This window comes from Rhodococcus sp. C26F (genome assembly GCF_053345925.1).
The window spans coordinates 21,239-32,911 of sequence record NZ_JBKFBA010000018.1 but is presented as its reverse complement, the minus strand read 5'-3'; the positions used below and the strand labels follow the sequence as shown (position 1 = coordinate 32,911).

The window sequence follows — 11,673 nt, the reverse complement described above, 5'->3', positions numbered from 1 at the left end:
CCGCTTTCGTCATACCTGTAGGGCACCCACATCCGGCTTCGCGGAACCGAACTTCAGTGCCAGTTCGCGGCGTGCCGCACGGTCGCCGAGGTGTTCGAGCAACCGGCGCCCGGGAGCCGATCTCTTCAGGACCTGTGATTTGACGATGTTCGTCGCGACGACCGGGACGACCGCCCAAGGCGGGATGACGGGTAGGCCCAGATCGTGGAGGCCCTGCTCGCCGAGGAAGAAGCGCAGCATGCTGAGCAGCCGCAGCCGTTCGTAGGCGCCCCGGAGCCGGGAGAAGCGTCCGTAGTCGAGCGTGCGCTGACCATCGACGAGCGCGCGGGACAGATCGGCGCCCGCTGGTGTGACGTCGTCCTGCACGAGCACCACGTGGTAGTTGAAGCGGTGCTGCTCGCGTTCGGAGTCGAACAACCACTCCTCGTCCACGCCCATGAGCCAGCCGGCGTACTTCCACAGGTGCATCACGGCGCGGGATTCGTCGCGGCTCACGGTGTAGCCGAGTGCGCGGGCGCCCAGGAGCAGGGTGCCGTTGAACAGTCCGAGGGTCGCGGCCTGGTCGGTCTGGTTGATCGGCAGTCCCCAGTGCTCGATGTCCCATCGGCCGTTGTTCTCGAACCGGTCGTTGACGAGTGCGTGCATGGCGCGCACGTGCACGGTGAGCTTGAAGCCGTCCCCGTTCCGGCGCATGCCGCCGGGCTCACCGACGGCGGTGCCCCATTTCTGGGTCTCGCCGAGGCGGCGCATGGCGGTGGATCCGGTGAGCCCACCGGTCTCGACGAGGAGGTCCGGCGGCCCGCCGAAACGGTAGCCACCGATGAGCGACAGTTGGAGCAACACGTCGTTGCGCGTACGGCCCATCCGGCGAAAGGCCCGTGCACCCTTCTCGAGCAGCTCCCAGTTCACCCAGTCGGGAACCGTGTCGACGACGGCGAAGAACTCGCGCAGCGCAGCGGGAGCGTCGGGTACCGACTCGATGCCGTGCTCCAGAGCCCGGTGGAACTGCTTCATGGTGACGCGTTCCGGGTCGTCCCGGTCGCGGCGCATACCGCGGACGAGCGCCGCTCCCACCTCGTCGCGGGCGAACATCCTGCGGCCGATGCGGTCGAGCAGGTGCTGATCCACCTCGTGGATCCGGGCGAACTTCTTCAACGGTTTCCCGATGCGCTCGTTGCGGGGCCGATTGCCCTCGTACCGCGTGGGGTACGAGCGCGCGCCCTCGTCCCGTAGCAACTCCTGTGTCACCATGGGGCGATGGTCACACGAGCTGTAACTCGCGTTCAATTCGCATTTCCGGTGCGGCGATGAGCCCGAGCGACCGGCGTCGGCGCCGCGCGCCGCAACAGGAACGCTCCCGCGCGATGGTCGAACGGATCATCGCCGCGGGACGCACGGTTCTGCTGGACAACGGCTACGAGGGAGCCTCGACGAACCGGATCGCGCGGGCGGCGGGGATCAGTCCGGGCTCGCTGTACCAGTACTTCCCCGACAAGGACGCCATCGTCGCGGAGGTGGTGGACCGCTGGACGGATGCAATGCATGCTCGCATTTCACGCGTGTTCGCGGACGCGCTCGAAGGCCCGCCCACCCCCGTATCGGTGCGCGACACGATGGGCGAGCTGCTCGATGCGCTCGCCGAGAATCCACGCCTTCTGCGGGTGCTCATCGAGGAACTGCCGCGATCCCCCGACAGCCGGCTCGCCGCCTTCGAACGGCGGATCGACGACCTGCTCACCATGTGGCTGCGTTTCCATCTCCGCGGACGCGGTACCCGCCCTGTGGAGGCGATCGCGTGGATCCTCGTGCGCACGGTCGAGAACGTGGCCGTCTCCTATGTTCTCGACCGTCCCCCGGTGGATCGGGACGTCGTGGCCGACGAGCTCACCGCCATGGTCACGGCGTATCTGCGGGACATGTCGCTCCCCTGACGGGGCGAACCAGGTGTTCCTCGCTATCGTGGCGGGAACCCTGTGACCCTGACAGGGGGTTTCCGCCGGACGCTTCGGGGTTCGAAGGGTCCGATGCGGGACGGTGAGTGAGGAGGCGACGATGGCGCGTTGGAATCCACGGGTGGTACTGGACTGGTTGCGTGCGGGATATCCCGAGGGGATCCCGGCCAAGGATCACTTCGCGTTGCTTGCCGTGCTCAAGCGTCGGCTCACCGACGAGGAACTTCTCGAGGCGATCGAGACGGCGGCGGCGACCGCGTCCGAGCACCCGGAGCGGCAGGTCGACCACGACACCCTGCGGAAGATCGTGGCAGGGGTGATCCACGAGGAACCGGACCCGCAGGACGTCGAGCGCGTCCGTGAACAGCTGGTCGCTGCGGGCTGGCCCGTCGTGGGCGGTGAACTCTCCCGCGGCGACGAGGCGGCCGAACCCGTCGAACCGGATACGCAACCGACCACCGAGACGGCTGCGGCGCCGGCACCCGACGCTGTTGCTGCATCGGATACCGGCGCCGCGGAACCCGTGCGCGAGGAGCGTGGGACGCAGGCCGGCGCGCGTTAGCGGCTCGCGGCGAGCCGCGAATCAGGCGCTTGCGGCGAGCGCAGCGAGGGCGGGCACGAGCTGGGCGAGTGCCCGTCCTCGATGCGACTGTGCGTCCTTCTCCTCCGCGGACAGTTCCGCGGCGGTGCGTTCCTCGCCTTCGGGGCGGAAGACCGGGTCGTAGCCGAAACCGTTCTCGCCGCGCGGCTCGCGCACGATGCTGCCGCGCCATTCGCCGCGCACGACGGTCGTGACGAATCCGTCGTCCGACGGCACCACGAGCGCGCACGCCGACACGAAGGCCGCGCCGCGACGCTCGTCCGGCACATCCTGCATCTGGCCGAGCAGCAGTGCGGTGTTCGCCTCGTCGTCGCCGTGGCGTCCACTCCAGCGGGCCGAGAGCACGCCGGGCATGCCGCGCAGGGCGTCGACCTCGAGACCGGAGTCGTCGGCGACGCAGGGCATCCCTGTGGCGGCTGCGCCGTCGCGGGCCTTGGCTCCGGCGTTCGCCTCGAAGGTCTCCCCCGTCTCGGGTGCCTCCGGGTAGGGCGGGACGGTGTCGAGACCTACGAGTTCGATGCCCTCGATCCCGGCGCGGTCGAGCACGCGCTGCAGTTCGCGCAGCTTCTTCGCGTTGCGACTTGCGACCAGCACCCGCACGTCAGACTCCGAACTTCTTCTTGACGATCTCCGCCTCGACCGGCTCGGGCAGGGTGCCCGGGTACGGCTCGGCGAGCACCTCGCGCTGGATCCGGCACAGTTCCTCGATGCCGGCGAGCGAGGAGTCGAGCATCGCGTCGAGCGTGGAACGCGGGAAGGTCGCGCCTTCGCCGGTGCCCTGGACCTCGACGAGGGTGCCTGTCTCGGTGGCGACGACGTTCATGTCGACCTCGGCGCGCACGTCCTCCTCGTAGGGCAGGTCGAGACGGACACGTCCGTCGACCACGCCGACGCTGACGGCGGCGATCTGGCACGAGACGGGCTGCGGGTCGGCGAGGCTGCCCGCGGCACGCAGGTAGGTCACCGCGTCGCACAGTGCGACATAGGCGCCGGTGATCGCCGCGGTGCGGGTGCCTCCGTCGGCCTGCAGCACGTCGCAGTCGATCGCGATGGTGTTCTCGCCGAGCGCGGCGAGGTCGATGCATGCGCGCAGCGACCGGCCGACGAGCCGGCTGATCTCCTGGGTGCGGCCGCCGAGCTTGCCCTTGACCGATTCGCGTCCGCTGCGGGTGTGGGTGGCGGCGGGAAGCATCGCGTACTCGGCGGTCAGCCAGCCGAGACCGGAGCCCCTACGCCACCGCGGGACGCCTTCCTCGACGCTGGCGGTGCACATCACGCGGGTCTGTCCGAATTCGACGAGCACGGAGCCCGCCGGGTGGTTGGTGAAACCCCGGGTGATGCGAATGTTCCGGAGTTCGTCGTCCGCTCTGCCGTCTTCTCGTGTCGTCACTCGTCCGAGCCTAGGCGATCCGGGGACGGATCTTTCAGATGCGGTACACGTCTCCGGCGGTGACGGCGTGGACCGGTCCGGAGTACTCGGCCTTGGCCTCGGCGATGACGTCCTCGCGGGAGGTCCACGGCGGGATGTGGGTCAGGAGGAGTTCGCCGACACCGGCGAGGGCCGCGACGCGTCCGGCCTCGGTGCCCGAGAGATGCACGCCCTCGGGGCGCTCCCCCGGCGCGTGGGTCCACGACGCCTCGGCGAGCAGCACGTCGGCGCCGCGGGCGAGTTCGACGACCGAATCGCACATGCCGGTGTCGCCGGTGTAGACGAGGGTGCGGCCGGAGTCGCTGGTGATGCGGAAGCCGTAGGCCTCCGGCGGGTGGTGGACGCGGCCGGGGCAGATGGTCAGGCTCCCGAACCGGATCTGCTCGCCGTCGCCGAGCATCCGGACGTCGAGGGTGTCGCTGACGTCGTCGACCTCGCCGGGGATCTCCGCGGACGCCACGCCGATGCGGTGGGCGGTGCCGACGGGACCGTAGGTGAGGACGCGACCCTGCGGCGGGGACGGCGAGTAGCGGCGCCAGACCAGCAGACCGGGCAGGTCGAGGCAGTGATCGGCGTGCAGATGGGACAGGAGGATCGACACTTCGCCGGGGTCGGCGTGGCGCTGGAGCGCGCCGAGGACGCCGGGACCGAAGTCGATGACCAGGGGCGGGGTGTCCGGTGCCGTCAGCAGGTAGCCGGAGGCTGCGGAATCCGGCCCGGCCACACTGCCCGAGCACCCCAGAACGGTCATGCGCATATCAGCCATGCTGCCATGCCGAAGGTCCCTCGATGAAGCCAACGCGCGTATTGCGGCGCAGACTCACAGTGGCCGGGAAGGTGTGACGCGCGGATCGTTCGGCCACTTCGCGCGGCCGATCGGCGGGTTGTCGGCGCGGGTGGTCAGCGCGGCACGACCGAGGGGGTGGTGCGTCGGGCGCGACGCGCGTCCGCGGACAGCGCCCACGCCGCGAGAACGCCGCCGACCGCACCGAAGAAGTGCCCTTCCCAGGAGATCCACGGTTCGCTCGGCAGCACACCCCACAGCATGCCGCCGTAGAGGAACAGCACCACGACTCCCAGCAGGATCTGTCCGGCCTTGCGGGTGAACACACCGCGCACGATCAGATAGGTGAGCCACCCGAAGATCAGGCTCGACGCTCCGATGTGGGTCTCGCCCGAGCCCGCGATCAACCACGTCCCCACTCCTGCGACGACCCAGATGATCGCGGTCGCGGCCAGGCCGCGCCCGATGCCGGAGAGCAGCACCAGGAAGCCGAGGACGAGCGCGGGCACGGTGTTGGCGGTGAGGTGGGCCCAGTCGGCGTGCAGGATCGGCGCGAACAGCACGCCCCACAGCCCGTCGGCGGTGCGGGGTTCGACACCCGCGGCGTCGAGATCGGCGGGGAGCACCGCATCGACGGTCTCGATGCCGTAGAGCATCGCGACGAATCCCCCGATCCACAGGCCGGCACGTTGCCAGATCGGCCGGATGCGGGTGTCGGCGCCGGTACCGCTGGGAATGGTCATGGCACCATTCTGCCGTCACATATCGGTCAGCGGCCGAAGACCGACGGCAGCACGTCGCGATAGGCGGGGATGCCGGCGACGGAAGTCGCGGAGAGGATTGCGTCGACGATCGCGCGTTCGACCACCACGGCCGCAGCCTCGCAGACCGCGGCGAGGATCGGCAGTTCCGCGGGGAAGGCCGGGATCGACGGCGCGTTGCGCAATGCGTCGGACACGTCGGCGGTAACGGTCGACAGGGCGAAGATCGTGTCGCCGTCCAGCGGGGAATGCGCGGGACGTATCGCGCGGCCGAGACCGTCGTGTCCGGTGACCGCGACGCGACGGCACGCCGCCTTCGACAGCGGTGCGTCGGTGGCGACCACACCGATCGTGGTGTTGAGGACGGTGCCCTTCTCGTCGAGCGCGCGGACCGCGGCCAGATCCGCCGCCGAGGGCGACGACAGTCCGAGTTCTTCGGCTCGCGCGGCGTCGACACCCCAGGGCAGCCCGGTCACGGGGTCGAACACCGAGCCGACGGGGTTCGCCACCATCAGCGCCGCCACGGTCACCCCGGTCGCGGGACCGTCCGTGATCCGCACGCTCGCCGATCCGATGCCGCCCTTGAGCGCCCCGGCGCGGGCACCGGTGCCGGCGCCGACGCTGCCGCGGTCGAAGTGCGTGGAGCTGGCGGTGGCGGCGGCGGTGCAGCCCGAATCGGCGGTCGGGCGCGCGGACCACTGCCCCACCGGCAGGTCGAAGATGACGGCGCCGGGGACGATCGGGACGACCGCGTCGGGCGCGCCCATCGGGATTCCCTTGCCGTTCTTCTCGAGATAACGCATCACGCCGTCGGCGGCGGCCAGCCCGTACGCGCTGCCTCCGGTGAGGAGCACCGCATCGACACGCTGCACGGAATGGCTCGGATCGAGCAGATCGGTCTCTCGGGTGCCCGGTCCCCCGCCGCGCACGTCCACCGAGGCGACGGCGGACGGGTCGGCGAGCACGACGGTGCATCCCGTGGCGGCGCCCGTACCGGGAATCTCGGGGGTGCCGACGGTGACCTCGGGGTCGAGGCGCTGCCAGTGACCGACACTCAGACCCGCCACGTCGAGCAGCGAATCGGTCGGCCCCGGCACGATCACGGCTGCAGCGCCTGGACGAGGGAGTCCTGCATCCACGTCAGCCAGTGGTAGACGTCGAGGTGCGGGGCACGCGGATCGTCGTCGTCGAGGATGTCGGGGGTGTCGGCGTCGATGCCGAGGGTCGTACCGAGCGCGAGCCGCACGTCGTTGAGTCCGTACAGCCAGGCCTCGGCCTGTTCGGGATTGAGCACCACCTTGCCGCCGCCTTCCGGCACGGTGCGCAGGATGACCGCGCCGGCGGCGAGCTTGGCGTCGATGATGCTCGGTTCGTGCAGGCTCCGCATCGCACCGTTGAGGTCGGCGGCGTCGTCGCCGACATCGGCGACGGCATCGGCGTCGGGGCGGTGGAACTCGGGTAGGAGGCGGCGCAGCGCCGGGATCTCGGGCGGGGTGGCGTTACCGGTGCGCAGGCCGGTCAGCGCCGCGAGGTCGTCCTGCGGGGCCTGTCCGGCGCGTTCCTCGAGCATGCCCAGCACGGAGGACACGAGCGACCGCAGCACCGACGCTTCGTGGGCGTCCATCTCCGACCGGAGCTTGGGGCCGCTGAGCGAGTTCTTCCTGGTCCACTGCCGCACGTCGGTCGGGCCCTCCTGTGGGGATCATTCGTCGCGTTGCATCGTCGCCCACAGTCCGGCGGCGTGCAGACGCTGCACGTCGTGTTCCATCTTGTCACGCGAACCACTCGACACGACGGCCTTGCCCTCGTTGTGGACCTTGAGCATGAGCTCGGTGGCCTTGGCCTTGCTGTACCCGAACAGCTTCTGGAAGATGAACGTCACGTAGTGCATGAGATTGACGGGGTCGTCCCAGACCACGGTCACCCATGGCCTGTCGACCGCTTCGATCTCCTCGACGATTTCGGCCTCGGCCGGAACGGCCTGTCCCGCCATGGCCCGAACGGCCTGGGCCGCCATCGATCGGACGTCGAGCGGAGTGGTCGTACTACACGGCGCCATGTTCCCAGGGTACGACTTCGGAGCACCGCGAAAAACCCGCCTCGGAGGGCGTGGCTCTACAGTGATCGGGTGCCCGAAGCCATTCACCGTGCCGGTCGTCCCGGTACCGCATTGTTCACGGACAAGTACGAGTTGACCATGCTCGAGGCTGCCCTGGCGGACGGCACGGGCGACCGCCCGTGCGTCTTCGAGGTCTTCGCCCGGCGTCTTCCCCCGGGCCGGCGGTACGGCGTCGTCGCAGGCACCGCACGGTTGATCGAGGCACTCGGATCGTTCCGGTTCGACGAGGCCGAACTCGAACTCGCCGCCGGTTTCCTCGCTCCGCGCACCGTCGAGTGGCTGCGCGACTTCCGGTTCTCCGGCGACATCGACGGCTACCGCGAGGGCGACTTCTACTTCCCGGGTTCACCGATCCTGTCGGTGAGCGGCACCTTCGCCGAGTGTGTGCTGCTCGAGACGCTGACGCTGTCGATCTTCAACCACGACAGTGCGATCGCCTCCGCGGCGGCGCGCATGGTGAGTGTGGCCGACGGCCGCGCGCTCATCGAGATGGGGTCGCGGCGCACCCACGAGGAAGCGGCGGTCGCCGCGGCGCGCGCCGCCTATCTCGCGGGCTTCGACTCGACATCCAATCTGCAGGCCGCGCAACGGTACGGCATCCCCGCGGCGGGTACCGCCGCGCACGCGTTCACCCTGCTGCACACCACGACGACCGGCCGCGACGAGGCGTCCGCCTTCCGCAGCCAGGTCGAGAGCCTCGGCGTGGGCACGACCCTGCTGGTGGACACCTACGACATCACCGAGGGCGTGAACACGGCGATCGCGGTGGCCGGCCCCGAACTCGGTGGCGTGCGGATCGATTCGGGCGATCTCGGTGTGCTCGCCCGCCAGGTGCGCGAACAGCTCGACGGACTCGGCGCGACCCGCACGAAGATCGTGATGTCCGGTGATCTCGACGAATACGGGATCGCGGGTCTGCGCGCCGAGCCGGTCGACGGCTACGGGGTGGGTACGTCGCTGGTCACCGGCTCGGGGGCGCCGACGGCGGGCATGGTCTTCAAGCTCGTGGAGGTCGACGGCATCCCGGTCGAGAAGCGCAGTGCGTCGAAGGAGTCCCGAGGGGGCGCGAAGCGGGCCGTCCGGTACGCGCGGAGGACGGGCACGTTCGTCGAGGAGGTCGTGTACCCGGCCCGCGCCGAGCAGGTCCCGCCGGGCGAGGGTTCACAGGTCCACGAACTGATGATCCCGCTGGTCCGCGGCGGCGAGGCGGTCGGCGATCTGCCTACCCTGGAGGAGAGCCGGGAGTACCTCCGGCAGGGCATGGTGCGTCTGCCGTGGGAGGGCCTGACGCTCTCGGCCGGGGATCCCGCCATCCCCACCCGCTTCGTCCGTGAGGGGTGAGTGCCATGCGCGCATTGCTGGTGGTCGACGTCCAGAACGACTTCTGCGAGGGCGGTTCGCTCGCGGTGGAGGGCGGCTCGCGGGTGGCGTCCGACATCACCCGGTTCCTGCAGGCGCACGGTGACGACTACGCGCACATCGTCGCGACCCGCGACCACCACGTCGATCCCGGAGACCATTTCTCTCCCGAACCCGATTTCGTCGACTCGTGGCCGCCGCACTGCCGGGCCGGGACGCCGGGCGCGGACTTCCACCCGGAACTGACTACGGACCGGTTCGAGGCCGTCTTCTCGAAGGGGGCCGACGACGCCGCCTATTCGGGCTTCGAAGGAATCGACGACGAGGGCACGACATTGGCGTCGTGGTTGCGCGACCGCGGTGTGACGGACGTCGACATCGTCGGGATCGCCACCGACCACTGTGTGCGGGCCACCGCACTCGACGCGATCGAGGAGGGTTTCGGCGCCCGGGTGCTGCTGCCCTACACCGCCGGGGTGTCGGAGACGACGATCCGCCCCGCCCTCGAGCGGATGCGCGAGGCCGGTGTCGAACTGGTCACCGACCTTCCCGGCGTCACCGATATCGCCGAAGTCACAGGTAGCGGGGTCGCAGACCGAAGGTGACGGTGGGGACCGATACCCTGTGCCGGTGCCGGATCTCCCCGAAGTCCCAGAATTGCTGCGAACCGCGGTGCACGCGCTGGGCGGTAAGGAGCGGCGCAACCAGCTGACGATGGCCTCGGCCGTCGCGCACAGCATCGACACCGGCGAACACCTCGCCGTGCAGGCCGGCACGGGTACCGGCAAGTCGCTGGCCTATCTCGTGCCGAGCATCCGCTACGCGGTGAAGACGGGCCGCACCGTGGTGGTCTCCACCGCGACCATCGCCTTGCAGCGGCAGCTCGTCGAGCGCGACCTGCCGCGACTCGCCGACGCCCTCGCCGGTTCGCTCGGCCGTCGCCCGCGTTTCGCGATCCTCAAGGGCCGCGGAAACTACCTGTGCCTGAACAAGATCCATACCGGACTCGCCGAGGAGACGCCCGACGCCGAACTGTTCGACGCGTTCGCCCTCTCGCGCATCGGCCGCGAGGTGCGGCGGGTGACGGAGTGGTCGTCCACCACCGAGACCGGCGACCGCGACGACCTGTCCCCCGGTGTCTCCGATCAGGCGTGGCGTCAGCTGTCCGTCACCGCGCGCGAGTGCCTCGGCAAGTCGCGGTGCCCGGTGGGAGAAGACTGCTTCGCCGAGATCGCGCGCGCCGAGGCCGCGCAGGTCGACGTGGTCGTCACCAACCACGCGCTGCTCGCCATCGATGCGATCACCGGCATCTCGATCCTGCCCGAGCACGATGTCGTGGTCGTCGACGAGGCGCACGAACTCGTCGATCGGATCACGAACGTCGCCACGGCCGAGTTGTCGCCGGGCACGGTGTCGGCGGCCGCGCGGCGCTGCGTCAAGCTCGTCGAGGACGAGGAGATCGACCGGCTCGACGGTGCCGCCGAGAACTGGGAGTCGTTCCTCGAAGAACTGCCGGCGGGTCGCTGGGACGAGCTGCCCGAGGGCGCCGCGGCCGCGCTGGCCTCGATCCGCGATGCCGCCTGGGCCGTGCACACGGCGATCGGACCGGCCAAGCCCGGCACCGATCCCGAGGTCGCCGCGGCCCGCAGTCAGGCGCTCGCGGAGATCGACGAGGTGCACGACTGCGCGGTCCGGGTGCTCACGACCTTCGAGCAGCGCGATCCGTCCCAGCGACCCGACGTCGTGTGGCTCGCCGCCGACGAGTTCCGCGGCAACGTGCGCCGCACCGTGCGGGTCGCGCCGTTGTCGGTCGGAGGTTTGTTGCGCAGCCGGTTGTTCGGTGAATCCACGGTCGTCCTCACCTCCGCGACCCTCACGGTCGGTGGGTCGTTCGACGGCCTCGCGGTCAACTGGGGTCTGCCGCCGCAGTCGCCGGCCCGCAGCGACACCACCTCTGCCTCGGGCGCCGAACCCCCCTCCGACAAGGGCGATCTCGCGTGGAACGGGATCGACGTGGGTTCGCCCTTCGATCACGCGAAGGCGGGCATCCTCTACATCGCCAAGCATCTGACGCCACCCGGCCGCGACGGTCTGCCGCCCTCGCATCTCGACGAGATCGCCGAACTCGTCACCGCCGCCGAGGGGCGCACGCTCGGGTTGTTCTCCTCGATGCGCGCCGCGAAGGCCGCCACCGAGGCGCTGCGCGAGCGTCTCGACACGCCGATCCTGTGCCAGGGCGACGACGCGACCGGCGCGCTGGTCGAGAAGTTCGCAGCGGACGAGGCGACGAGCCTGTTCGGCACCCTGTCGCTGTGGCAGGGCGTCGACGTTCCGGGCCCGTCGCTGTCGCTGGTGATCATCGACCGGATTCCGTTCCCCCGCCCCGACGATCCGCTGCTGGTCGCCCGGCAGCGCGCCGTGGAGGCTCGCGGCGGCAACGGGTTCATGGCGGTCGCCGCCAATCACGCCGCTCTGCTGTTGGCGCAGGGTGTCGGGCGACTGTTGCGCAGCACCGACGACCGGGGCGTGGTGGCGGTGCTCGACTCGCGTCTGGCGACCGCGCGGTACGGCGGTTATCTGCGTGCGTCGCTGCCGCCGTTCTGGGAGACGGCCGATCCGGCGGTGGTCCGCCGGGCACTCACGCGTCTGCGCGGCTGAGCACCCGGCG

General features: G+C 70.2%; 12 protein-coding genes and 1 pseudogene. 5 read left to right on the top strand and 8 right to left on the bottom strand.

Features of this window, described 5'->3' with window-relative positions:
* Window positions 1-9: 9 nt before the first annotated feature.
* On the bottom strand, window positions 10-1,251 hold the full coding sequence (locus tag ACLBYD_RS18120) for an oxygenase MpaB family protein (RefSeq protein ID WP_447817526.1): 1,242 nt from the start codon (window positions 1,249-1,251) through the stop codon (window positions 10-12).
* Between the two features lie 56 nt (window positions 1,252-1,307).
* On the opposite strand from ACLBYD_RS18120, the gene ACLBYD_RS18115 reads away from it, so the two are divergent.
* The gene (locus tag ACLBYD_RS18115) at window positions 1,308-1,931 is read left to right on the top strand and encodes a TetR/AcrR family transcriptional regulator (RefSeq protein WP_447817525.1); all 624 of its coding nucleotides are present in this window, start codon (window positions 1,308-1,310) and stop codon (window positions 1,929-1,931) included.
* A 121-nt stretch (window positions 1,932-2,052) separates the two neighbouring features.
* Window positions 2,053-2,343: pseudogene (locus tag ACLBYD_RS18110) on the top strand (DUF3349 domain-containing protein); the annotation flags it as partial.
* A 192-nt stretch (window positions 2,344-2,535) separates the two neighbouring features.
* Here ACLBYD_RS18110 and rdgB read toward each other — a convergent pair.
* The 7 genes from rdgB to clpS form a co-directional block, all read right to left on the bottom strand.
* Window positions 2,536-3,147 carry an RdgB/HAM1 family non-canonical purine NTP pyrophosphatase gene (gene rdgB, locus ACLBYD_RS18105; protein ID WP_059383999.1) on the bottom strand — a complete coding sequence of 204 codons (612 nt, stop codon included), beginning with the start codon at window positions 3,145-3,147 and terminating at the stop codon, window positions 2,536-2,538.
* Between the two features lie 7 nt (window positions 3,148-3,154).
* On the bottom strand, window positions 3,155-3,943 hold the full coding sequence (rph, locus tag ACLBYD_RS18100; protein ID WP_088897423.1) for a ribonuclease PH: 789 nt from the start codon (window positions 3,941-3,943) through the stop codon (window positions 3,155-3,157).
* A gap of 34 nt (window positions 3,944-3,977) precedes the next feature.
* Window positions 3,978-4,739, bottom strand: a complete 762-nt coding sequence (locus ACLBYD_RS18095; protein WP_447817524.1) for a cyclic nucleotide-degrading phosphodiesterase — start codon at window positions 4,737-4,739, stop codon at window positions 3,978-3,980.
* 143 nt (window positions 4,740-4,882) lie between these two features.
* Window positions 4,883-5,509 carry a rhomboid family intramembrane serine protease gene (locus ACLBYD_RS18090; RefSeq protein WP_006554742.1) on the bottom strand — a complete coding sequence of 209 codons (627 nt, stop codon included), beginning with the start codon at window positions 5,507-5,509 and terminating at the stop codon, window positions 4,883-4,885.
* Window positions 5,510-5,535: 26 nt separating this feature from the next.
* Entirely contained in the window at window positions 5,536-6,630 is a 1,095-nt protein-coding gene (locus ACLBYD_RS18085) for a P1 family peptidase (RefSeq protein WP_447817523.1), read from the bottom strand.
* The gene (gene aosR / locus ACLBYD_RS18080; RefSeq protein WP_447817522.1) at window positions 6,627-7,205 is read right to left on the bottom strand and encodes an oxidative stress transcriptional regulator AosR; all 579 of its coding nucleotides are present in this window, start codon (window positions 7,203-7,205) and stop codon (window positions 6,627-6,629) included. The genes ACLBYD_RS18085 and aosR overlap by 4 nt, the downstream gene beginning before the upstream one ends.
* 24 nt (window positions 7,206-7,229) lie before the next feature.
* Window positions 7,230-7,586 (bottom strand): ATP-dependent Clp protease adapter ClpS, encoded by a 357-nt coding sequence (gene clpS, locus ACLBYD_RS18075; protein ID WP_447817521.1) that lies wholly within the window; start codon window positions 7,584-7,586, stop codon window positions 7,230-7,232.
* Window positions 7,587-7,655: 69 nt separating this feature from the next.
* Here clpS and ACLBYD_RS18070 point away from each other — a divergent pair, with 69 nt between their 5' ends.
* From ACLBYD_RS18070 to ACLBYD_RS18060, 3 genes are read left to right on the top strand one after another with little or no spacing between them, the layout of a single operon-like run.
* Complete coding sequence (locus ACLBYD_RS18070) at window positions 7,656-8,987, top strand: nicotinate phosphoribosyltransferase (RefSeq protein ID WP_447817520.1); 1,332 nt, start codon at window positions 7,656-7,658, stop codon at window positions 8,985-8,987.
* Between the two features lie 5 nt (window positions 8,988-8,992).
* Entirely contained in the window at window positions 8,993-9,610 is a 618-nt protein-coding gene (locus tag ACLBYD_RS18065; protein ID WP_447817519.1) for a nicotinamidase, read from the top strand.
* A gap of 25 nt (window positions 9,611-9,635) precedes the next feature.
* Window positions 9,636-11,663 carry an ATP-dependent DNA helicase gene (locus ACLBYD_RS18060; RefSeq protein WP_183070681.1) on the top strand — a complete coding sequence of 676 codons (2,028 nt, stop codon included), beginning with the start codon at window positions 9,636-9,638 and terminating at the stop codon, window positions 11,661-11,663.
* Window positions 11,664-11,673 lie beyond the last annotated feature (10 nt).

Coding starts and splice junctions, on each gene's coding strand:
- clpS (WP_447817521.1), bottom strand. CDS start 7,586: ATGGCGCCGTGTAGTACGACCACTCCGCTCGACGTCCGATCGATGGCG.
- ACLBYD_RS18090 (WP_006554742.1), bottom strand. CDS start 5,509: ATGACCATTCCCAGCGGTACCGGCGCCGACACCCGCATCCGGCCGATC.
- ACLBYD_RS18115 (WP_447817525.1), top strand. CDS start 1,308: ATGAGCCCGAGCGACCGGCGTCGGCGCCGCGCGCCGCAACAGGAACGC.
- ACLBYD_RS18120 (WP_447817526.1), bottom strand. CDS start 1,251: ATGGTGACACAGGAGTTGCTACGGGACGAGGGCGCGCGCTCGTACCCC.
- ACLBYD_RS18095 (WP_447817524.1), bottom strand. CDS start 4,739: ATGCGCATGACCGTTCTGGGGTGCTCGGGCAGTGTGGCCGGGCCGGAT.
- ACLBYD_RS18065 (WP_447817519.1), top strand. CDS start 8,993: ATGCGCGCATTGCTGGTGGTCGACGTCCAGAACGACTTCTGCGAGGGC.